General features: G+C 62.4%; 16 protein-coding genes and 2 pseudogenes. 10 read left to right on the forward strand and 8 right to left on the reverse strand.

The features are described 5' to 3' along the window. Positions 1 to 845 (reverse strand): hypothetical protein (locus HW445_RS02405; RefSeq protein ID WP_180219365.1); only part of this gene is annotated, 845 nt, incomplete at its 3' end. 671 nt (positions 846 to 1516) lie between these two features. On the opposite strand from HW445_RS02405, the pseudogene HW445_RS02410 reads away from it, so the two are divergent. The 7 genes and pseudogenes from HW445_RS02410 to HW445_RS02440 all read left to right on the forward strand — a co-directional run bounded on the left by HW445_RS02410 (position 1517) and on the right by HW445_RS02440 (position 11512). Continuing rightward, positions 1517 to 2718, forward strand: a pseudogene (locus tag HW445_RS02410) (IS110 family transposase). A gap of 529 nt (positions 2719 to 3247) precedes the next feature. After that, positions 3248 to 3556, forward strand: a complete 309-nt coding sequence (locus tag HW445_RS02415; RefSeq protein WP_180219366.1) for a hypothetical protein — start codon at positions 3248 to 3250, stop codon at positions 3554 to 3556. Between the two features lie 1291 nt (positions 3557 to 4847). Further along, positions 4848 to 6587 carry a hypothetical protein gene (locus HW445_RS02420; RefSeq protein WP_180219367.1) on the forward strand — a complete coding sequence of 580 codons (1740 nt, stop codon included), beginning with the start codon at positions 4848 to 4850 and terminating at the stop codon, positions 6585 to 6587. A 32-nt stretch (positions 6588 to 6619) separates the two neighbouring features. After that, on the forward strand, positions 6620 to 8737 hold the full coding sequence (locus HW445_RS02425; RefSeq protein WP_308798160.1) for a DEAD/DEAH box helicase family protein: 2118 nt from the start codon (positions 6620 to 6622) through the stop codon (positions 8735 to 8737). 98 nt (positions 8738 to 8835) lie between these two features. Then, on the forward strand, positions 8836 to 8973 hold the full coding sequence (locus HW445_RS02430) for a hypothetical protein (protein ID WP_180219369.1): 138 nt from the start codon (positions 8836 to 8838) through the stop codon (positions 8971 to 8973). Continuing rightward, positions 8970 to 11042, forward strand: a complete 2073-nt coding sequence (locus tag HW445_RS02435) for an AAA family ATPase (RefSeq protein WP_180219370.1) — start codon at positions 8970 to 8972, stop codon at positions 11040 to 11042. Before HW445_RS02430 ends, HW445_RS02435 begins: the two co-directional genes overlap by 4 nt. Next, entirely contained in the window at positions 11042 to 11512 is a 471-nt protein-coding gene (locus HW445_RS02440) for a DNA phosphorothioation-associated protein 4 (protein WP_180219371.1), read from the forward strand. The genes HW445_RS02435 and HW445_RS02440 overlap by 1 nt, the downstream gene beginning before the upstream one ends. Positions 11513 to 11615: 103 nt before the next feature. Here the strand turns inward: HW445_RS02440 and dndE are convergent, their stop codons facing one another. Genes dndE through dndB form a run of 4 tightly spaced genes read right to left on the reverse strand, consistent with a single transcriptional unit; the run spans position 11616 to position 16695 of the window. Next, a complete protein-coding gene (gene dndE, locus HW445_RS02445; protein ID WP_180219372.1) occupies positions 11616 to 11993 on the reverse strand; it encodes a DNA sulfur modification protein DndE in 378 nt (125 codons plus the stop codon). Further along, positions 11983 to 13992 (reverse strand): DNA sulfur modification protein DndD, encoded by a 2010-nt coding sequence (gene dndD, locus HW445_RS02450; protein WP_180219373.1) that lies wholly within the window; start codon positions 13990 to 13992, stop codon positions 11983 to 11985. The genes dndE and dndD overlap by 11 nt, the downstream gene beginning before the upstream one ends. Then, on the reverse strand, positions 13979 to 15496 hold the full coding sequence (gene dndC, locus HW445_RS02455; RefSeq protein WP_257230782.1) for a DNA phosphorothioation system sulfurtransferase DndC: 1518 nt from the start codon (positions 15494 to 15496) through the stop codon (positions 13979 to 13981). Before dndC ends, dndD begins: the two co-directional genes overlap by 14 nt. 59 nt (positions 15497 to 15555) lie before the next feature. Next, positions 15556 to 16695, reverse strand: coding sequence for a DNA sulfur modification protein DndB (gene dndB / locus HW445_RS02460; RefSeq protein ID WP_308798163.1), 1140 nt, complete (start codon positions 16693 to 16695; stop codon positions 15556 to 15558). A 220-nt stretch (positions 16696 to 16915) separates the two neighbouring features. Between dndB and dndA the strand changes: the two genes are divergently transcribed. Then, on the forward strand, positions 16916 to 18082 hold the full coding sequence (dndA, locus tag HW445_RS02465; protein ID WP_218956490.1) for a cysteine desulfurase DndA: 1167 nt from the start codon (positions 16916 to 16918) through the stop codon (positions 18080 to 18082). Between the two features lie 9 nt (positions 18083 to 18091). Here the strand turns inward: dndA and HW445_RS02470 are convergent, their stop codons facing one another. Then, a complete protein-coding gene (locus HW445_RS02470) occupies positions 18092 to 19528 on the reverse strand; it encodes a DNA phosphorothioation-associated putative methyltransferase (RefSeq protein WP_180219375.1) in 1437 nt (478 codons plus the stop codon). A gap of 235 nt (positions 19529 to 19763) precedes the next feature. Here HW445_RS02470 and HW445_RS02475 point away from each other — a divergent pair, with 235 nt between their 5' ends. After that, on the forward strand, positions 19764 to 20903 hold the full coding sequence (locus tag HW445_RS02475) for a restriction endonuclease (RefSeq protein WP_180219376.1): 1140 nt from the start codon (positions 19764 to 19766) through the stop codon (positions 20901 to 20903). A gap of 126 nt (positions 20904 to 21029) precedes the next feature. On the opposite strand, the gene HW445_RS02480 is transcribed toward HW445_RS02475, so the two are convergent. Together HW445_RS02480 and HW445_RS02485 are read right to left on the reverse strand one after the other, a co-directional pair. Then, entirely contained in the window at positions 21030 to 21233 is a 204-nt protein-coding gene (locus tag HW445_RS02480) for a DUF397 domain-containing protein (RefSeq protein WP_180219377.1), read from the reverse strand. Beyond that, entirely contained in the window at positions 21230 to 22102 is an 873-nt protein-coding gene (locus HW445_RS02485; RefSeq protein WP_180219378.1) for a helix-turn-helix transcriptional regulator, read from the reverse strand. The genes HW445_RS02480 and HW445_RS02485 overlap by 4 nt, the downstream gene beginning before the upstream one ends. 169 nt (positions 22103 to 22271) lie before the next feature. Between HW445_RS02485 and HW445_RS02490 the strand changes: the two are divergent. Then, positions 22272 to 22722, forward strand: a pseudogene (locus tag HW445_RS02490) (ATP-binding protein). Positions 22723 to 22747 lie beyond the last annotated feature (25 nt).

Raw genomic sequence — 22747 nt, forward strand, 5'->3', positions numbered from 1 at the left:
AGGTACCGCACCAGCCCGCCGGGCCGCCGCACGACGGAGCCGTCCGCGGGCATCCCGCACAGCAGGTGCGCGCGGACGTCCCCGACGCCGTGCCCCGCCTCCAGCCACCGCAGCACCAGCCCGGTCAGCTCCTGCCTTATGGCCACGGGGACGCCGTACAGGTCCGGCGTCAGCCGAGGGAGCGCCCGGACGAACTCCCGCGCCTCCTGCTGCAGCTCTGGCGCGGCTTCGGGTTCCGGCTCCGACGGGGGCTGATCCTGCGGCTGAGGCTCGGCCTGCACCTCGGGCTCGTACGCGTCGGGCACCGCGTGAAGTTCCGGCTCCGGCTCGGGCTCTGGCGCGGGCGCCGCCCACGAACCGCCCGCGCCGGCCGGATGGTTGGAGGTCTTCTCCACAAGGTCTTCTTCGGATGGATAACCGCCGGTCCGCCGACCCCCCGGCTCACCGACGGCCGGTACGCCGTCACTCGGTCCAGCCTGCGGAAACACCCGCGCGACCCCCTTCCGCCCCACCGGCATCCGCCCGAAGATCTCGCCGGCCTCCGTCGCGCTCAACGGCTCACCCGACACGATCTGCTGCGTGAACCACAGTCCCCCCGGTCCCTGCAACCGCCGCTCGTGCAGGAACCCTTCCTCGATCAACTCCCGCTTCGCCCGCTGGAACGCCACCGCCCCGATCCGGCAGCGCTTCGCCGTCTCGGACAGCAACTGCCCCGCATCGGCCGGCAGCGACAGCTGCCACGTCAGGATCCGGTGCGCGTCGGAACCGAGCCGCGGATGCCGGATGATCTCGTTCGAGAAGGGCGTGTACGCGCGCAAGGGCGCGATAAAGTGCCGGTAAATCACAGGTGGACGCCTATCCACTCGTGGTCCAGGCCCTCGCGCACGGCTCCAACCGTCCGCGGGGGCCGCTCCATGCGCGCGCCCGACCTGAGGCACACCGGAGCACGTTGTCGCCGCGACCGTACCGCACGCTTCGTACGCGAACGCATGCGCAGCGTAAGCATTCCCTCCGAGGGGTGACCCTTTGGTCGCCCTTTGGCCGTCGTTCCAGAGACACTCCGTTCACCCGGATCTCCAGCACCAGGGCGGCGAGTTCGCGACGCGAGCCTGGTGCGCGGCGACTTCAAGATGGCGAACGTCTGGATGGCGCGGTTCACTTCGCCGCTGCCGCTGATCCCCTCGCGGCTTTCCGGTGAGTGCTCTCCATGACGTTGCCGAGTAGCAGCGCCGTCCTCCCGGCGATAGCGGTGTGCCACCCGTTAGCTTCTTCGCGGTCCTGCAAGAGGGCCGCTGGCCTCCGGGCCCGGCATGACTGTTGCCCCCTGTCGAACGGATGACCTGGGGGGGGTCACCGGGTCCGAGGGGTGCCGTCGGAGACGCTGATCAGAGGTCCGACCACCGCCCGGCCGGGCGCAACGCCCGGCCACTCGCGGGCGGCAGGTCTGCATAACGTGGATGCGCGAGAACGGCTCCCGACCCTGGGGCCGGCACGCATCGACGCACGTGGGGGCACGGTGATCAGCATCGACGGGGTGGGCGTCTTCCTCGGCCTGGACGTCGGCAAGCAGACCCATCACGGACACGGCCTCACCCCGGCCGGGAAGACCGTCTTCGACAAGCCGCTGCCCAACACCGAACCCAAGCTGCGAGCCGTCTTCGACAAGCTCCGCACCAAGTTCGGCACGGTCCTGGTGGTCGTGGACCAGCCCGCCTCCATCGGCGCCCTGCCGCTGACCGTCGCCCGGGACGCCGGCTGCCAGGTCGCCTATCTGCCGGGCCTGGCGATGCGCAGGATCGCCGATCTCTACCCCGGCGAGACCAAGACCGACGCGAAGGACGCCGCGGTCATCGCGGATGCCGCCCGCACCATGCCCCACACCCTGCGAACCCTCGACCTCACCGACGAGCTCACCGCGGAACTGACCATGCTGGTCGGCTTCGACCAGGACCTCGCCGGCGAGGCCAACCGCACCAGCAACCGCATCCGCGGCCTGCTCACCCAGTTCCACCCCAGCCTGGAACGCGTCCTCGGCCCCCGCCTGGACCACCCGGCCGTCACCTGGCTCCTCGAGCGCTACGGATCCCCGCAGGCACTGCGGAAGGCGGGCCGCCGCAAGCCGGTCGAGGTCGTCCGGCCGAAGGCCCCACGCATGGCCGAACGGCTGGTCGACGACATCTTCACCGCACTCGACGAGCAGACCGTCGTGGTCCCGGGCACCGGCACCCTCGACGTGATCGTCCCGTCGCTGGCGAAGTCGCTGGCCGCCGTCCACGAACAACGCCGGGCCCTGGTCGGATCGAGGCACTGCTGGAGGCCCACCCTCTTGCCGAGGTCCTGACCTCGATGCCCGGCATCGGCGTCAGGACCGCCGCAGTCCTCCTGACCACCGTCGGCGACGGCAGCTCGTTCCCGAGCGCCGGCCACCTGGCCTCCTACGCAGGACTCGCCCCGGCAACCCGCCAGTCCGGCACGTCGATCCACGGCGAACACGCTCCAAGGGGCGGGAACCGGCAGCTGAAACGGGCGATGTTCCTCTCCGCGTTCGCGGCCCTGCACGATCCCGCCTCCCGGACCTACTACGACCGCTGCCGAGCCCGCGGCAGCAATACCCACACCCAGGCCCTCCTCCGCCTGGCCCGCCACCGCATCAGCGTCCTGTTCGCCATGCTCCGCGACGGAACCTTCTACGAGCCCAGAAGCCCACGGCTCGCTTGACGAAGGACATAGAGGCACCCCCCGCTCCGATGGTGACGAGGTGCCCCTTTCGAAAGCGCTGGGCGAGGAAGACACCCGGCGTTCCAGGCTGGGGAGGAATACTCCAAGCGCGCTCTCCAAGCGCTCTCGCGTGGATGACGTACATGTGTCCACGGCTGAAGAGCAGTGTAGGTGCCTCCTGCCGACCTGTTCGGGCCCCATCAACTGGCGCATTCGTATTGGAACGCCCGTGAGCCGAGCGGGTACGCGTATGAGCCGACGAGTAAGTAACTGAGAACCTGGCTGGTCAGGTCGTCGCGATACCGCGTGCGCAACTCCCATCCCTCTGTTCGTGGTTGGCATCGGTGGACTGATCCCCGCCCAGAACTGCGCACCCGCGTGCCATGCTGCTGCCCGTGGGGTGACGGAGCATCGCCGACGTTGACGCACAACTGGCGTTCGAGTGCAGCCCACGATCCCTAGCCTTTGGCTGAACGACGCGAGCCCTCTTGTCCGTTCAGCCGGTCCCCATCACAAGGAGCAACCGAAGATGACCACCCTCATCCACACCCAAGATCCATTCGGTCAGAGCCCTGACCGTCCGGGACGCACTGTCGGTGCCGCGCCCGTCGCCGCTCTGGTCATCATCGGCATCGTCGCCTTCCTTGCCGTCGGGACGATCCTCATCCTGGACGGTGTGTCGTTGCGGACGATCTTCCTCCTGCTTGGCGGCTGTGGCTTGATCGCAGTGATCGTCATCGCGCTCGGCGTGACTGTCGTGAACGGACGCCGCCGGCGCCGTCGACTCCGCGCCGCCTTCGCCGCCCTCGCCGCTCTCGATTCCGCGCCCGAGCGGTGAAGGGCATTCACCTGTGAGACCCATCCGCACCAGGCCCGAGGGCTTCTGGGCCACTGAACTGAGCGCGTACCTTGAAGGGCTCCGATTTGCAGCTGGGTACACCTTCGCAGAACTGGCTGAACGTATCAGCGGCCTCGGCGAAGGCCTGAAGGGCTCGGCAGCAACTTTGAAGCGAGCCGCTGGTTGCCGCCCCTTGCCGCAGAAGAAGACCGTGAAGGCGTTCGTCCGCGGCTGTGGCGCGACCTTGTCCGAGGAGCGGACTGCACTCCGGCTGTGGCTTCAAGCCCGCATCGAGTCACGGGGCCGAGTGGGGAAGTTGGACCGTCCACCCGCGCCAGCCAACGTCAAGTCACCCGATGACCTCGCAGTGGCGCTCGCCGCGACCTACGAGCGCACGGGCGCTCCACCTCTCCGTAGCCTCCAGCGAAAAGCGTGGCGTCGTGGGTGGGCGGAGCGACCCATGGACTCGGGACTGGGCGGCGTCCTCCTCCCCCTGTCGAGTATTTCCCGCATCGCGAAAGGAACTAGCCTCAGGCCCACCTGGCCCGTCTGCGAAGCCTTTCTTGCCGCTTGCGGTGTGGGGGAGAGCGAAATGCAGCGGTGGGAGACTGCTTGGCGGTACGCAATGAACCCGCGTGGGCGTTGGGTGAGAACCCTCTCGACCGGAGCCGAGTCGGGCGCTTCAGCTCTGGAGCCGATCAACGGGGATTCGACCAACTGCGGTGGAAACATCGCCACGTCAGACCCCAGAAGCCTTGACCATGACCGCCTCCGCTCGAAGACTCCTCGTGACGACTCAACTCAGGCACCCATGCGATCGCTCCTCTTGTCGCCGATGACTCACGCCTACGGGCTGCCATGCCGCATGGACTTACGCTCCTTGGGCTACGACGAGGGATGCCAGATGGCGGAGAGGCGAGCGAGCAACAGATGCGCCGTCAGGAACATCTGCGATCGATGGAGCATGTCAGGTGCACTCCGTGTACCGTTGCTGAGTACACCTTCGCTGGAGTCCGATATAGGGGGGACTGACTGCTTGGTGTGCCGGGGGGAAGCTGTAGATGGTCCTTGCGCGCGTTTACTTACGTGCACCACAAGGCACTTGGCCCTGCCTCCAGTTCTGAGATCAATGACCCATGTCAGGCTTGAGGGGGCCATGCACACAATTCGTAGCTGGTATCAGGAGCTCAGCAGCCTCAGCCGGAGCCTCGTCCAGGGGTATCTCTGCGGCAGTACTCCGACACCTCTTGAGCGACTTACCTCGCAGTACAGGTGGCACGAGAGGGCGACCGTGCAGCAGCGCCTCGACCACATCGACGATCTCGCGAGCAGCTTCAACCGCCTCGTGGAACGTGATGCAAACCTCAGTCACGAGCTTGCACGGGCAGAGCGCGATCTTCAGCAGCCTTGCCGGATCGAGGCACTCCTGCGCCGCCACCCGTGGCTCGGCGAGACGATCCACGGGGAACTGTCGGTGCTACGACTCCTGCAGGGCGTTCGCTGGCAGAGTGCCACCACCGATCCGAAGAACCAATGGATCTTCGGTGCCGATATCCGCGACTGTGAGCGGGGAACGCTGCGTGCCATCAATCTTGGAGCTGGCGAGGTCATGAGTCTTGAAACGGCTGCTCGCCTGCTGGACGCCCAGCGCATTCCATTTCCCAAGGACCGTAACGACCTGGGGGAGTGGCTCGCTCACTGCGGCTTCGAGTGCACCCGAAGCCAGGTCACCGCATCGATCCCACCGAAGGAGACGGCGCCTACTCCGCTCCAGGAAGGGCGCGGAACCCTTCTGCACCTCATGGAGCGGATTGCAGACCTCCTCCAAGTAAATCAAAATCTGCCCACCCCGGTGACGCTCGGTGACATTCTTTCTACCGCAGACCGATTCGCCGGAGAGTTGGGCGAGGTCTCTCGTCAGCTTCGAGGTGCCACGCTCACCAGTGACGGCAGGTGGCTCATCTCAAGTGAAGCGGCTGCTCACACGGCCCATGGGCAAGCCGGTACCGAGAACACAGCACCTCCTTCCGTCGCCACTGCCAAGATGGATAGCGAAAACTTCACGCTTCGCAGTGGGGCTTCGGTAAGCACAGAGAGTGGGACTTCGAAGGTTGCTGCAGAGCCCGCGATCACTACCACAGACACGCCGTCAGAATCAAGCTTTTCTTCGTTCCAGCTCGCCCCGGCCGACGTCGATGCAACCCCGCCTCCAGGTGACCGCATCGCGGAACTGCTCGATGGCGCTCCTACAGGTCTTTCCAGTTCGGCCATCAAAGCTGCCCTGGGGCCTTCTGTATCCGAGGAGCAGGCAGTGCGCTCTCTCTTCGGCGATGAACGGTTCGCCATCACTTCGGGGGGCAATTGGGTCCTCAAGGACCGCTTCATTGCGGAGGAGCGGTCGTCCAGCGACTGGGAACTGAATCATCCACACATCACCCCCATCAACGATGATCCCGTCTGGGTTCCCATGCCGCGGGATGGTGATGGAAATGGCATGGCCGCCACCGAAGTCGGAGCTGGTGATGTACCGAAGTGCGAGCCCGATCGTATGGACAAGATCGAGTCGGCGCTGCGCGACACAGATCAACCAATGACCGTCGACGAGTTGAAGAGAGCAACTGGCATCAGTCTTGGCTCTCAGTACCTGAAGCAGCAGATCGAGGAAGACCCTCGCTTCAGTCGGAGCCAGAAGCATCAATGGGCCTTGGCCGAGTGGGGCCTCCCGGTGTACAAGCCGATTAAGGAACTGATCTCTGACATGGTGGATGCTCACGACGGTGCAGTAGCGGCCGACGAAGTCGTTCGTACTCTTTGTCGTGACTTTGAGATCAAGGAGTCGAGCGTCAGGCAGGCCATGTCCTCCCCGCCCTTCACTGCACGAGGCGGCATCGTCCGTCGCCTTGGGGAAGACCCTGCCGAAACTCGCGCCTTCCTGCCGGCGGAGGGTCACTCTGCAGCGGAATTCCCGCGATCGACGGCGATGGCGTCTCCTGACGTGGAGGACCTAATGGGCAAGTTGGGGCTGATCTGATGGCAGACACAGTCTCTCTGCGCGATTGTGGGGTGAACCCGGACTACCGGAGCGACCGCAGTGACCTGGTCGAGGACTTTTACATTCCTGCGCTTGCTGCCGCAACCAGTTACGACCGTGCCGTCGGGTATTTCGCGACATCGGTCATTGCCGCACTTGGCCAAGGCATGGACGAGTTCACTGCCCGGGGCGGGATCATGCGGATCATCGCGTCCCCATATCTCGAACCGGCGGATATCCAGGAGATCGAATGCGGGTACGAACTGCGAAAGATCCTGCAGCGTGCCGCCCTGCGAGATCTTGAGAAATCTGTGGAAGACGAACGTGCCGCGAGAGGACTTGGAAAACTCGGCCGACTGATCGCCGCGGGCCGTGTTGATTTCAAGATTGCGTACGTTGAGCAACGCGGCCGGGTAGGCATGTACCACGAGAAGATCGGCGTCTTCCGCGACGAAGGCAACATCGTTGCCTTCAAGGGAAGTGCCAACGAGACTCGCTCGGGGCTCGTGGGAAATTTTGAGGCGATCGAGGTCTACCGCAGTTGGGATCCGCGGGATTTCGATCGAGCCATGCGGATCAGTCAGGATTTCGAGGACCTCTGGAACGATCGCACGCCCACACTCCGAGTGCTGCCGTTCACCGAGGCAGCGAAGGTGGTCATCGAGCGCAGCGCATTGGCAACGGCGGGCCGGGAGGACCTGGATAACCTCCCATCCGGAGGCACTCCGATTTCCGCAATGCCGACGGACCTTGTCGGAATGCTCGCCATTCCGCAGAGCCTCTCGGTTCGCGACTATCAGAAGGAAGCGGTACAGGGCTGGTTCCATAACGAGTGTCGGGGAATTCTCCGTATGGCCACCGGTACTGGGAAGACGCTGACAGCCCTCTCTGCTGCCGCGCAGTTGGCCCGAGTCCTGCGAAAGAATTCCGGCGGCTTCCACCTGCTGACAGTTGTCGTCGCTCCCTATCAGCACCTCGTCGATCAGTGGGCGTCTGATATCGAGCGGTTTGGTGTAACACCGTTGCGTGCTTACGAGTCCGCGAGCAAGTGGTCACCGCACGCCTACAACCTCCTAGAGAGTCTCTCCCTGGGAGGGGTGAATGGTGGTGTCATCGTGACCACCAACGCTACGTTTGGGAGTACCACCTTTCAGGGCCTGCTCAACGCCTACAGGGGGAACCTCCTGCTCATCGCAGACGAAGCGCATAACCTTGGTGCACGTCATCTCCGTACCCAACTACCTCCGAATGCGCAGTACAGGCTTGCTCTTTCTGCGACGCCGGAGCGATGGTTTGACGAAGAGGGCACGGATGCCCTTACCGATTATTTCGGGCGGGTCACCTTTGAGATGGGAATCGGCGAAGCGATTCGCCGCGGTGCTCTGTGTCGTTACGCCTACACTCCCGTCCTCGTGGAACTGGACGACGAGGAGGCTGAGCTCTATGCAGAGACCAGCGCCAAGATCGCTCGGCTTATTGCGGCCGGAACCGACCTGAAGGAAGACTCGGACGGAGACAGTCCGCTCGGCCGGCTCCTAAAGAAGCGGGCCGATATCCTCGGCCATGCCCGCGGCAAGATCAAGGCTCTCCGCGACGAGATTGAAAAACGCCAATCAGGAAGCCATCAACTGATCTACTGTGCTGAGGGGAAACATCCTCTCTTGCAAACTGAAGGTACGGACGGGGCTCGTCAGATCGATCAAGTGATGACTATGGTTGGCAACGAACTTCAGATGACCGCGGCACGCTACACCTCTGATACGAAGCGGCCGGCAAGGCAGGATATCTTGCGCCGCTTTCAGGAGAACTCGCTTCAGGTCATCACGGCCATGCGATGTCTGGACGAGGGTGTGGATGTACCGGTTGCGCGTACTGCCTACCTTCTGGCCAGTTCTTCCAACCCACGACAATTCATCCAGCGCCGAGGCCGAGTCCTGCGTAAGGCGCCAGGAAAGGATTCCGCCGATATCATCGATTTCGTGGTAGTGCCGCCGCCAGGTGGTGATGCTCTCCAATATGACACGGAGCGGAATCTGCTGCGACGTGAATTTGCCCGAGTTGAAGAGTTCGCGCATCTTGCGGAAAACGAATTCGTGACACTCGACGCACTACGACCAATCCGCGAGCGATACAACCTATTCGACACCTGATCTACTCGCGCACCATGCCCGGCCATCCTCTCACCGACAAAGGGAACCTTGTGACTGAAAGCAACGTCGACCTATCCTCCAAGCGCACGGTACGAGATGTGCTGAACGAACTCTCTCCGCCTGGGAGAATCCTTGTACAGAAGGTGATCGACCTCGAAAACGAGAAGATTCACATCCGAGAAACTGCGAATGTCGTCCCGGCTATCGTCAATGTTGTAAGGGAGCTCGCCAAGTGAAGTTGATCAAGCTCACCCTGAAGAACTTCCGCACCTTTTATGGCGAACAGATCCTCGACCTGTCCGTCGAGGAAGGCAAGCCGGCGGTTCTGATTTTCGGCAATAACGGTGCCGGAAAAACCACGCTGCTCAATGCTTTCGTCTGGGTGTTGTACGGAACTTTTTCGTTGGACACGGAACAGCAGCATCGGATCATCCACGACAAAGTGTGGGCAGACACCCCACTTGGCGAGGCGGTCACCGCGTCTGTCCGGCTTGATTTCGAGCACGAGGGCGTCCGGTTCTCTGTGACCCGAGACGTAACCGTAAATAAGCAGACGCAGCAGCAGCGAGCGGTCACTCCATCTCTGACGGTCACTGAAATTGGACCGGACGGCGAAGCCAAGCCAGTGCCGAATGGGCAGGACCGCATCGAGAAGATTCTTCCCAAGGGGCTTCGGAAGTTCTTCTTCTTCAACGGTGAGCGCATGGAGAAGATGTTCACCGGCGAAGAGAATAATCAAGAAGTTAAGCAGGCCATCAAGACCCTTCTCAACTTGGAAGCTATCGAACGCGCGATCGAAGATCTGCCCAAGGCGTCAAAGATCCTTGCCCGTGCGATCGACTCCAAAGGCGACAGTCGACTGAAGCAACTCACCGATAGGAAAGAGGAGCTGGAGTCTCTCTTTAAGGTGCAGGACGCGGAGAAGCTTCGCCGGTCGAAAGAGATCAGTGCATTCAAGCGAGAGCTCGAGTCCATTGGTCTGGCCCTACGCCAGCACGAGCAGGCCGAGCCGCTGCAGAAAGATCGAGATCGGCTGAGCCGGCGAATCAAGGAGGCGCAAGCCCACCTCTCGGAGCACAATGCCCGGAAGCGTGAGCTTCTCTCTAAGCGAGGCTTCCTCGCTCTCACTCGCGGACTCGACACTAAGGTGATCGAACTTGCTGATCAGATGCGAGAGCGTCGGCAACTGCCTGCGGGGATTCAGCGCAGCTTCATCGAAGACATCCTTCACGAACGCTTGTGCATGTGTGGGCGCCCTGTTGAAGAGGGGACACTCGAGTACGAGGAGTTGGAGAAGCGCAAGTACAACGCAGGGCTGGAGGATGTTCAGCACCGCTGGATGCATGTCAGCGGTGAGATGCGGAATATGGAGGAGAAGCGCCGTGAATTGCGCGAACAACTCACCTTGATTTCCGCTGATATTCAACAGGCCGCGGACACTATAGGGCAGCTTGAGGCTGAGCGCTCGGAGGTCGACCGCAAACTGGAGGGCGTTAACGTTCAAGACGTCCAGCGGCTCCTCGAGCGACGCAAGAGTCTTACTGAAAAGGAGACCGATGCACGAGTAATGCACCGGGAGGCCGAGAACCGTCTCGCTGAAATTCGCCAGGAGATGGAGCAAGTTGCTCGCCAGTACAAGCTCGCTGCCGCCAAGAATGAAGAATCTCGAAAGATTCAGAGTCAAGTCAACCTTGTCGATGAGGTCAGAGAGGCGCTAGCTCAAATCCTCGCCATCAAGACGGAAGAGGTTCGGAGCGAGTTGGACACAAAGGTGAAGGAGGTGTTCTCGCGAATTTTTATCAAGAGCTACATCCCAGAGTTGAACGACTCGTTCGAACTTGACCTCTTGACGCCGACTGGTGTGGCGTCTGTCCCCGCAATTCGTTCTACGGGGGAGAATCAGATCCTGGGCCTCAGTTTCATTGGTGCGGTATCCGAAGTTTCCCGAACCATCAACGCCCGCAAAAAACACACGAGCGAATCCGGCCTGCGGGAGGTTGGTAGCGGCGTCTATCCGGTCGTGATGGACGCTCCATTCGGAAACCTCGACCTTACCTACCAGGAAGAGATCTCGAAGGCGCTTCCCTCCCTCACATCGCAGATCGTCACGATGCTCTCGCAATCACAGGCCCGCGGTCGAGTCCTGGAAAATCTGCAGCGGGCGGCAAAGCGGATGTATGTGCTTCGTTCCTACACGCCGAACCGCTCTGCTGAGGAAGAAACCATCGTGATCAACCATCGTGCCGTGCCCTATGTGTCCTACGGCGAGTTTGAGCACACCGTCCTGGAAAAGGTGACCGTCTGATGCCTTCCACAGATCGCTTCCGCCGGCCTAGCGCTCATGAGAAACTCCTGAGCCAACTTACCGACAAAAACACCGGGCCGTTCGTAACCATGGTCGAAGCGATGATGTTCGCCGCGTTGCTCGGGCATCGCAAGAGCGGGCGTGAGTCATTCACGGATTCAGATGAGCCGATTCGTCTGTCGGTCATGGAGGGACGCCCTTACGGCGATGTACTCCTCGACGTGCTGGCAGCGGTTGAGCACGATGACGATCCAAAGATTCTTGGGGATGAGCATCAAGCCGATCGGGTGCTCATTTTCGAGGAGTACGCGAACGGGGGCCTATCCTATCTTCAGACGCTCATCAGTCGCCAGTCGGCCAAAAGCCTGCAGGCTATAGTCTCCGACCTAGTCCTGGACGGTCTTCAGGAAAACCCAGTGGTGGAAGACGAGGTAGGCGAGTTTCTCGCAAGTGCTGACCTGGACTGGTGAGCTGTGATGGGCCGGCCGGGGTGGCGGCCGGCCCATCAGCGAGGACTCGCAAGCCGTTGTTGCTTGATGCTGTCTTACTCGGTGTCGTGTCTTCAGAGGATCGTCAGGCTGTCACCACTGTTCCGACCATCTTCTCGATCGTCAGGTGCTTTTCTCCGCCGAGGTAGCCGATGCCGCGGTGCAGGTGCACCACCAGCGTCTTGGCGATGTTCTCCTCGGTGAGTTCTTCGCCGTCTGCAAGGCAGCGCTGCTTGAGCAAGGCCATGTAGACATCTCCATGAGCACCAGCGAAGGTCTTCCAGGTCATCTCGACGTTCGAGTCGGTCACGACCTCCCTGATCAGGGGGGTGGAGGGATCCCTCAGCGACAGCAGCAAGGCCCACCGGCACAGAACGTTCCACTGCGGAATGCCGGTGGTGCGCTTCAGCCAGACAAGCCGGTCACGCGCCGGTTGGGACAGGCGGACGGTATCAAGCGACATTCTGGGCTCCCGCGTTCCACCAGTACCCCTCGACGACGCTGGTGGTGAGCTGCGTGTCGTCGTGGACGAGCGTGTACGTACGGGCGACCGACTTCTGGAGCCTGTTGAGCAGGGTCTCGTCGATCTCCTCGTCGGTGGAGAGGAGGAGGACCTGATCGCTCGCGTGGGGGAAGTAGCGGTCCGTCAGGTGCTGGCGGTGCCGACTGTCGAGACGACCGAGCGGAGTGTCGATGACACTCGGGAGACGGCTTCCCGCCACCTTCATCAGGCCCCAGAGAAGGGACACTGCGAGCAACTGGCGCTCGCCCGCGCTGAGGCGCCCGGGCTCAATCGGCTCGCCGTTGGCGTCGGCTAGCGTCAGCTTGAAGCCGTCACCGATACGCAGGTCCTTGACCAAGCTCTGCTTGCGCATCAGCATGCCGAAGCTCTCTAGGACTGCCACCTCAAGCCGACTGATGTGCGCTTCGAGCAGTTGCTGGCCGAACTGTTGGAGAGTTTCCCGAGCCTTTTCCGAGTACTTGATGACACGCTCGACTTCTTCGGCCTTCACTTTTGTCCGGACGAAGGCATCGTGGGCACGACCGAGAGCGGCATCGACATGCTCCAGCCGGCGCTTCAACTCTTCAATGCGTTCCATGTCCCGCGCTATGGCGGCCTTGAAGGCAGCGCATGCCTTCAATTGCTCATCCCGGTCCTTCTGGATGGCTTCTACTTTGCTCTGCTCCGGTACGCCAGCCAGCTGGCGATCCAGTTGGGCCACGTCCTCGGCTGTTGCCGAGATCTGGCCGAGGAGCTCAGCTGCTCTCTCCTGGTCCCGGGAAACCCCTTCGTCAAGAGCGGCAATCTGGGTAGTCATGTCCGAGGGCAGACCGAGGTCGATTTCCAGTTGCACTGACGAAGCGCGCTGCTGTCGGTCTTCTTCAAGCTTGGCGAGCGCCGCTTCTTGCGTCTCCTCGGGAAGAAGACTCAACAGCCATTGGTCTCGAACTTCCAGTACACCCAGGACCTGGCGGGATTCAGCAGCCCTTTGCTCACGCTCAGCCTGAGCACGCAGCTCGTCCAGCTGTTTCCCCATAATGACGAAGGGCAGAGTGCCGGCCGCAAGCTGCCCCAGGGCAGCTCGGAGGTCCGCTAGGCGTTCCCCGGCCTCCTTGCGTGACTGCTCGAGCTCGACCCGACGCTCGAAGAGCGAGCCGCCCTCTTTCTCGAAGGTGCGTTCAATGCGCTCGAGTTCGCGCATGGCATCCGCCAGTGTGGACTGGCGGTCTTCCAGTTGCTGGGCAGCTTGCTTCAGCTCTGCCTTAACCGCGTCTCGCTCCTGCTCCTTGGCCCGGATGTCCTCCAGCAGATGCTGCTCCTCCTCGGACAGCTTCTGTCGACGCTGGAGGGCCAGGAGGTCGGTGCGCAACTGTTCCACTGTGTTGACGCCGAGGAGTGAGTTGACCGCGGATTCGATCACTGAGGAAGCACGCTCAGGGTCCGCGAGGGACTCGATTTTTTCGCCGTCGAAGAAGGACAGCGAGGCGACTTCGAGCGGAAGAAGGTCCTCGACGTGGTCGGCCCAACCCTCGCTGAGAGTCCGGCTGTACTTAAGGTCCGGCTCTGTCGGCTCGCCCCGGTAGTCGTCGTCGACCAGAACGGTCAGGAACTCCTTGAGCGACTTGCCGCTGGTGTGCCAGCTGCGGATCACTCGGTAGTAGTGCTCCTTGGCGTCCGTCGTGACCGTGAACTCAAGAGTTACGGAGGAGCCGCGAGCGGGGTCGTGCTGCCGGTTGATGCTCTCGCGGAGGTAGGTCTCGTATGCCTTGCCGCCTCGGCCGCTGCATCGGGCCCGCGGTCCGTACAGAACGAGTTGGATGGCGTCGAGGAGCGTCGTCTTGCCACAGCCGTTGAGGCCACCGATCAGAATGATCGGCTTGTTCTTCTTCACCGTGAGATCAAGCGTCTGCTTGCCCCGGTACGCCCCGAATTCCTCGAGAGTAATGTTATGCAGGAGCATTGATGCCGGTCTCTTCGTCCAGGGTCGGGCTGGTCACGAGGTCCTCGCGCCATTTCTTCTTCTGCTGTGCGAACGAGGCGGCATCTTCACTGTCCTCGTAGTATCCGCGCTTCACGGCCTCTTCCAAAGCCTGGAAGAGACCCGATCGGCGCGTCATGGTGCGGTACTTCCGCTCTACCGAGAGCAGCTCTCGCACCATGTCGTAGTGAACCTGGTCGTCCCCGCAGATGTCCTTGAGGATTTTCATCTCGTCGGCGCCCATGACGAGTTGCTCGTCCAAGGGGCCGCCCGGGAACTCCTCCCCGGTGGCTTTCCGGTAGATGCCCGGCAGTGTGTCCTCGATCTCATGCTTGTCGAAGACCCAGATCCGACGAATCTCGTGTAGCTCCGCGAGAGTGATCAGCTCGATGTGTCGGATGTGCTCAGGGGCCCTACTCCGGATTGCTGTCTGAGCCTCCAGCAACTCACGCAGCCACTGTTCCCGGTAGGACTGCAGGTACGGGCCGTGAATGGGCGCGTCATGGAACAGCATCACCTTGCCGTTCATTCGCCGGAAATCACGGGCCGGCTTGTCCGAGCGTGGGAAGGGCAGCTTCTTGCCGGCCTGGTAGTTGGGGTCTTCGGGGGACTCCACGAAGCCGAAGGGCGAGTCCAGCTTGTTGCGGAGGTCGAGGAGGGGGAGCATCCACTCCTTCTCCTCGTCGTTCTGGATCATCGCCGTCATGGACTTGTCCTGCTCGACGAGTGTGCAAGTCCAGCAGCCGAAGCGGCTGGAGCCGCAGGACGGCGTCGTGGAGTCGACGACCAGGGGGCACTCACCGTCGGCGGAGGCCCCCTGGTACATCGTCAGCAGGTCGGTGTTGTCGTAGCCCCACGGGTTGGACCTCTGCATGAGGTACTCCCAGACGTCGTCGTTCGACCAGTCCTCGATGGGGCTGTAGACGAGGGAGTTGGGGAGGTTGCCGTTGGGGGAGAGACGGTCGCGGACGCGCCGCTTCTCGTGCTTCTCCATGGTGCGCGCACGGGCCTGGCTCTCGGCCTTGCGTGTTCCGAGGACCATGATCGCCTCGCCGTGCTCTTCCACCACGCTCCGAATGAAGGCGTTGGACGGTTTGATTTTGAGCCGTTCGGTGCACCAGCGGAACTTGGGGCGTGGCGCTGGGTAGCCGCGGCCGATCAGGTTCACCCAGAAGGTGTCCTTGATCTGCGGTGTCAGCCGATGAGGTTCGACAGGCAGGCCTTGCTCCTTCGCGGCCCGCTCCATGGTCTCCAAGGAGGTGGTGACCCAAGCGGCGACGACCGGGTTTTCGACGAGAGTGTCCGTGCTGATGACGTGCACCGTCTTGGTGAGCTTCTCCGCCGGCAACTCCTTGAGTGCCGACCACACGAGCTGCAGGACGGCTGTCGAGTCCTTGCCGCCGCTGTAGCCGATCACCCAGGGAACCTCATCGGCAGTGTAGAGCTCGCGGACTTCCTCGGCGAGCTGCGTCACCACCTCATCCATGGATCGGCCGTCGAATGGCAGCCGCCTGGTGATGGGCATGCCGAGAGGCAGAGGAGTGTTCATGCGTCGCCTCGCAGATATGCGTCTTCCACCCGCTGCTCCTCGGGGCTCAACCCCAGGCCCAGGTGGTGACGCAAGTAGTTGACGGTAAGGGTCACGTTTTGATGGCTCTTGGAGACGCGGCCGCCGACGATGGCGCGTCCTTCCCAGTCACTGTTGGAGCGCGACCAGTCCACTCTCTTCAAAGGGACCAACTGCTTCTTCCACCTGGCCCTGGCCGTGGATTCCCGCAGCAGAGAGTTGCCGATCCTGCCCAGTGCATGCAGTGCGATGCCGTGACTGTGAATGAAGTCTCGCCGGACCTCCATGGCAGCGAGCTTCCGCTCTCGTACCAGCGCCCACTCAGGCATGTGCTGATCGATGGCCTCCCAGTACGCCTGAGCGAGTTCGGCAGCCACATCGACAGACTTCAACTCCAGCCCTTTGAGCAACGCCTGAGTGCCGTAGTAAAGGGCGCTCAGGGTGAACATCATGCGGGAGCGGGGTGAGAGGTTGCTCTTCTCCATCTCGACACACCCCTTGAAGATCGGGGATCGGCCGACCATGGTTCGTACCACCTGCGACGAGAGGTCTCGATGGTCATAGAGGACGCCGATGGACCGAGCAGGACGAACCGCATGGCGGTTGAGGTCCGCGAACATCTGCTGCGACCGTTCCAGCCCGGAGTCGTGGAAGAAGACCACTGCGATGGTCTCGTCTCCCAAGTTGGGGTTCTCCTTGAGCGCCAACTCGATGGCAGCACGCCGGTGCTGTCCGTCGTTGATCAGGAAACGGGCGTCCATCGGGATCCGGAGATTTCCTGTACGGAACCCCGATCCCTCGGCGCTGTGACCCTCGAAGATCATTTTTCCGTCGACGGATGCAGTGAGCGCGCTGAAGACGTAGTCATGGGGGTTGTCGAGGATGTACTTGGTCAGAGCCGGCAGGCGCCCCTTGTTGAGGACCCTCTGTGCGCGCAGTTCAGCCGGCAACTCCTCCTCATCGAAGATGAAGATCTTCGGGATGAGGCGTAGCGGACACATCGAGACGTAGAACTCTCGCCCCGCCTGGATGCCTCGGATGGAGGGAAACGTGTACTCGAACCCCGACGGTACACGGGGTGCGATCACGGTCGCTGTCGTCACGGGCTTGCTCTCCACTTCGGAAGTTTAACGTACATGCATACCCGCTCCACCGTCTCGGCGGGCTCTGCAAGCAGTCCCCGACACCCTTGCCTCCATATGGCGGGGCGGGATGATCTCGTGCGCTACGAGCGTTGGTGACGTACGTCTGCGTCACGCTGGAGGTGATCACATACTGCGTGTACGTTAACGGCATAACGTGACCACGGTCACGCTTTGACAAACATAGCGGCAAGGGATGACATGCGAGAGGGTGGCGCTTGTGGTGGCGTATCTAGATGTGGCGGCAACGACCCGGGTCGACTCCCGAGTCGCCGAGGTGGTCCTCCACTGGATGACGGAGGACTTCGGCAACGCCGGAAGCCGTACGCATGACTACGGGACGCGCGCCAAGAAGGCGGTCCAGGAGGCGCGGACTTACCTGGCTCAGACCGTCGGCGCCCGCCCCGAAGAGCTCATCTTCACCAGCGGTGCCACGGAGTCCAACAACATCGCGTTGCTCGGGCTCGCCGCTTTCGGAGAGCGTGAGGGACGCCGCCACATCATCACCTCTGCCATCGAACACAAGGCAGTCCTCGAACCTCTCACGCACTTGCAGAGCAAGAGCTTCGAGGTGGACTTTCTCGAGCCTGGCCCGTCAGGCCGGATCTCCACCGAGGCCGTGATGGAGAAGCTGCGCCCGGACACCCTTCTTGTCTCGTTGATGCACGTGAACAACGAGACCGGTGTGATCCAGCCTGTCGCCGAGCTGGCGGAGAAGCTCCGGGAGACCTCCACCTACTTCCACGTGGACGCGGCCCAGGGATATGGGAAGATCGCGGAGGACCTTCGCGCCCCCATCGACATGATCAGCATCAGCGGTCACAAGGTCGGGGCACCCAAGGGCATCGGCGCCCTGGTACTCCGACGCCGCGGGTGGGACAGGGTCCCCCTGGAGCCGATCATGTTCGGTGGCGGCCAGGAGAGAAAACTGCGCCCGGGCACCCTGCCTGTTCCTCTGATCATGGGTCTGTACGAGGCTTCCCGTGTGTTCCACGAGGGACACGACCGGTGGAAGCGCGACGCCCTAGTCGTACGGGAGCGACTCCTCACCGCACTGAGCAAGACCCGGTTCCGCATCAACGGTGATCCGGATCACTCTGTACCGCACATCCTCAATGTCACCTTCGACGATCTGAACGCGGAGGCGTTGATCGTCAGGCTCAAGGACCAGGTGGCTGTCGCCACGGGTTCGGCCTGCACCAGCGCCTCGTACACCCCGAGCCATGTGCTGATGGCGATGAACCTTCCCGAGAAGGTCGCGTCGAACGGGCTGCGGTTCTCGTGGCACCCGAGTCAGGTGGAGGACTTCGACCCCACCGGGGTCGTCGAAACGGTGCTGCGCATGCAGCCCGCCGCTTCCTGACGGGCGCGCTCAGTCGGCTGCGCGGCGCACCAGGCGGTGCCCGCGCAGCTCGCGCCCGCATCGAACGAGTTCTGCCTCCCAGCCGTTCTCCGTACCGATCAGGTGGGGATGCTCGTAGAGTCCGGCTCTCATCTCCGACTCGGTCAGCCGGCGGTAGCGAGGCGCGTCCGGATCGTCCGGTGCAAGGAACTCGTGCTTGCGGTGGAGCAGTGGGCGGTTCTGCGACTTCTCGTAGGACATGTGCGATGTCTCCAGTGTCTGGAGATCCACCATGTACGAGGACCGGATCTTCGGGTGCGGGTCCTCGTCGAATTCCGGGTAGTCCAGCCAGGAGACCGCCCGGCCCTGGTGCTTGAGCTTCGCGACCGACCACTCCTCCGGGCGACCCGCCGCGATTGACGCGCAGTGTTCGTAGAGTCGGAGGATCGTCGGCATACGGTCAAGGGCCCGCCGGTGCACGTACAAGGCCGTAGGGGTCAGCTTGCCCACCTGGGAGGCGTTCATCGCGCCCCGCACGTAGCCGTCGTCCCGGAGTTTGAGCAGCAACCGGTCGGCGCGCATGCAAGCCTCCTTGTAGGAGGAGAAGAACGCCCGGACGTCTATCTGCATGCTGATGGGCAGGCTGCTGAACGGCCCACGGCCGTTGAACAGTTCGACCGCCAGGTACAGCAGAGTGTTGAGCGTGGAGCGCTTGCCCCCGTCCTCGACCTTGTGGGGATCCGCGGTCTCTCGGACCAGACGCTTCACCTCGTTCGGCTTGAGGTGCGCGAGCAACTCGGCCGTCGCCCGAGGCATTTCCTCAATGCGCGGCGGGCGGCCCCGGCGCTCGACGAAGTCGACCAAGGCCGCGATGGCCGAGGTCGTGTCTTCGGAAGCCAGCCACTCGGCGTCCGGGACGATGCGCTGGGTCAAGTAGGCGAGCCGTGCCGTCTCGTCCTTGAAGGCGTAGACGACGCCAGGAGCCGCTGCGACCACTCGGGCGCCCGTGACTTCCTCGACATACGAGCGCAGCTCACTTGACCCGTACAGATGCTGGAAGGTCTGCCTGCTGGTCAGGAGACCATCGCCGAATGCCTCACCTTTGACCTTCGACTTCTCCCAAGTGAGCCGGGCCGAGACGATCAGCAGGGCGTCTGCCAGTTCCCAGGCGCGCCGTAGAGTGTCCCGTCTCTCGGCGGGGTCCTCGATGACGTTCAGAACGTAGGTGAGGAGGACGACTGAGGCGGGTTCCGCCTTGGGCTCAGGTTTGTAGTACGGGTCCCATCCGGTGACCCTGCAGTCGAGTTGCTCCAAGGCGCGCACGTCACCGCCGCGGCCGCAGCCGTAGTCCAAGATCGTGCGGTCACTGCCCAGTTGGCGATCCGTGAGCGCTTTGCGTGCCGGTACAGACAAGGTCGTCCGCCCGATGGCGGTACGCCGACGATCGCTGTTCCAAGTCTCGAGCATGCGAACCTACTGTGACTCTATGTCAGCTCAATGACGCCCGACGGGGTGGTGCACTCCTAGCGCAACTCCCTTGATGTCCGAGGCTGGTGGCAGTATGTCAGGCATGCGCTCCAGGTCACCTTCGCAGCCCGATCATGCTTCCTCACCGTTCATGACTCCAGGGCAGCTCATAGCACATCACGTCTACCAGGCTCTCCTCGCCCACAATGGTGAACCTGTTGAGATCGACCGCATCTTGAACGAGCTGGATAGCGACCAGGCCACCACGCCACTGACCAGTGATCAGCTAATTGAAGCCTTGTCGCGAGACGATGAACTTCGCTCCGCTCGCGGATATCGCCAGCGTTTTGCTGTCTCAGCTGAATCAATCCGCCTTCGCTCCCCCCGCAATAAGGCGGAAGAAGCTATCGAGAAAGCTAACGGGCAAGTGAAGGAGCAACTTATTGAAAGCATCATGGATATGACCCCAGAAGTTTTTGAGCATCTCGTTGCCGAGCTGTTCACGGCCATGAAATATGAAGACGTAAGGGTGACTGGAAGATCCAGAGATGGAGGCGTTGATGTTCATGCGACGCTCGTCGCTGGCGGTGTAATCTCTGTGCCAACCGCCATCCAGGTGAAGCGGTGGAAAAAATCGGTCAGGGTAAATGAGATCAGGCAGCTAAGGGGCACCCTTCATCCAGGCATGCAGGGGATTATTGTAACGACAGGAAATTATACAAGGGATGCTCTACGTGAAGCGTTGGGTAACGCGCTCACGCCGATTCATCTCATCGACGGTGCACTGCTGGCTGATCTCCTTACGGAGTTTGGAATTGGCGTTCAGGCTTCACGACTTTCCTTGTTGTCTCTGAGTCAGGAAGCATTGGATACGATCCATGAGAGAGTCGCGAAGGGTGCTGCGACAATATCGCTTGGTGGCGTCGAACTGAAGCCAAGTTATTACATCGACAAGGCTCCCTCCAGTGACGGGAGGACGCTTCTTGAATGCATAATCGTTATGACTGATCTCGCAAAAGGTCAGCCTGCCTTGGAGTGCTACATTGCAAGGTTCCAAGAGGCGTTCCCGCGTATCACGCGGGAAGATGAAGCGCGTAGACGGTCCCGCGTCCTTACATCCCTTGGGCTTGCGGAGATTGAGAATGGCCACATGGTTCTTACCCTGGCGGGGAGGAATTTTCTCGACGCTCCAAGCGCACAATTCCTCGTTGATCTCCTTATTGCGAGAATTGTGGGAGCGCGGGAAATAATGCAATTGCGCTCTTCTCGTACGAGGCAGGAGTTGCGCAGCGGTTTGGAGATTTCGCCGCCCGAAGGGCTTACGCCCACACAGGCGAAACTGATTGAGGCGTGGCTGTATGCTCTGGGTGCGTAGCGCTTGATTCGGAGATCCCTCGGCGGTGTCGAAGGATTGATCTTGGAATTCTTGCTTTCGCTTAGCGGTCGACCGTGGGGCGTGATTGTGGAATGCCTCGTGGAATGCCGTCGCTTATGATGTTCATTAATTGTTGAGCAATTCACCTTCTGACGCAAATCGCAAGAAAGCCGACCATCGCTCGTGGCTGACGGCGAAGTGCGGGCGGGTAACATCTTTAGAGTCTCGTACGCGCACGCCCTGCTCGGTGACGGCTACCTCCACGCAGCTATCGCCTTGGCTACCGCTGTAGCTGGATTTGAACCACGCCAGTGTCGACTGTGCGTTCATTTCTCTCCCCGGAGTCGCTCCAGCAGACCCCGCGAGTCCTTGGCGTTCAGGGCCTGCGACCGCAGTGTGTCATAGCGCTGGCAGAGGAGACTCACCTCTTTCAAGTCGGAGATGAGTCGGCCGTTCTGCTGCCCCTCGGAGTACGCGAGCCGTTGCCCCTTCGGGGTCTCGACCAACTGCAACGGCCCGTCCAGGCAGGCGTGCAGCCCCGCTTCAAGCGGCACGATCTGCAGCGTCACGTTCCGCAGCGCGCTCAACTCCAGGACGTGATCGAGTAGTTGTCGCATCTGTTCCGGGCTTCCGAACCGGCGTCGGAACACGTGCTCCTCGACGATGAAGCTGAACGGAATCGTCGGCCGCTCGAAGAGCATGCGTTGCCGCTCCATCCGCCGGGCCATGTAGTTCTCCAGCAGGCTGTCCGGCGCCACCGGCACGGTGCCCTCGAAGACCGCCCGCGCGTACCCCTCCGCCTGCAGGAGCCCGGGGACCAGCCGGCACTCGTACGTGCCCAGGCTGACGGCGGTCTGCTCCAGACGTGCCCATTGCCGGAACCAGGCGGCCAGCCCGACATCGCCGCGGCCTCTCGTCACGTGCTTCGACGCCTTGCGTAGCGCGCCCGTGTTGCCCAGGGCCTCCTCGGAGCGCTCGACCAGGGCGATGTCGGGCATCCTCCGGCCCAACTCCACCGACTCCACCGTGTGTTTGGAGAAGCTCACCATGTCGGCGAACTCGGCCCTGCTGTAGCCGGCGTGCTCGCGAAGGGCCTGCATCACCGCGCCGAACGTCCGCAGGCTGTCCGAGGGGTCAGGCTCCCGGGCCGCCTCACCGCACGACCGGTTCTCCTCATCGATCACATAGCCGTCGGCCATCCACGACCACCTCCGGTTCCGTACCCGCGCTCTCTGCCCAGCCCCCACCCGGCAGTGCTCAGCATGACGTACGCGGGACCGTACTTTCGACAGAAAGTGTCCGTACGTTGACGCTGCGTACGGGGCGCGGCTCTGGAGAACGTCGGCACACGTCCGGCACCGTGACTGCATGAGCGCTACCAAGACCACAGCCCCGCCGGGGGCATGTGCCTTCACCCAACTCCTGTCCCCCACGCGGCGCGGAGCCCGTCTCGCGCGTCTGCTCGCGGTCGGTCAGCTCCGGGCGTGGCTGGTGTCACCCGACGTCATTGAGCGGGCCGAGCTGGTCGTAGGGGAGCTCGCGGCCAACGCGGCGCTGCACGGTCACGTCACGGGCCGCAACTTCCGGCTCGCCCTGACGCTGGACGCCGTGGCCGGGGTGCTGCGGATCGCCGTCACCGATGCCGAGGGGGAGGCCGGAGCCGCGCGCGGATGCCGAGGCGGACCCGAGCGCCGAGTCCGGCCGGGGCTTGCTCCTGGTCGCTGCTCTCGCCGATCGTTGGGGCGTCGAGCCATATCCACCCGGGGGTAAAACGGTGTGGGCGGAGTGCGTACTTGATCCGGGAGCAGCTCCTCGGTGATGGGCGCGGCTGAGGTCCTCTCGAC

It is taken from the genome of Streptomyces sp. UH6 (assembly GCF_013421635.1).
In the GTDB taxonomy this organism is placed as follows: domain Bacteria; phylum Actinomycetota; class Actinomycetes; order Streptomycetales; family Streptomycetaceae; genus Streptomyces; species Streptomyces abyssomicinicus.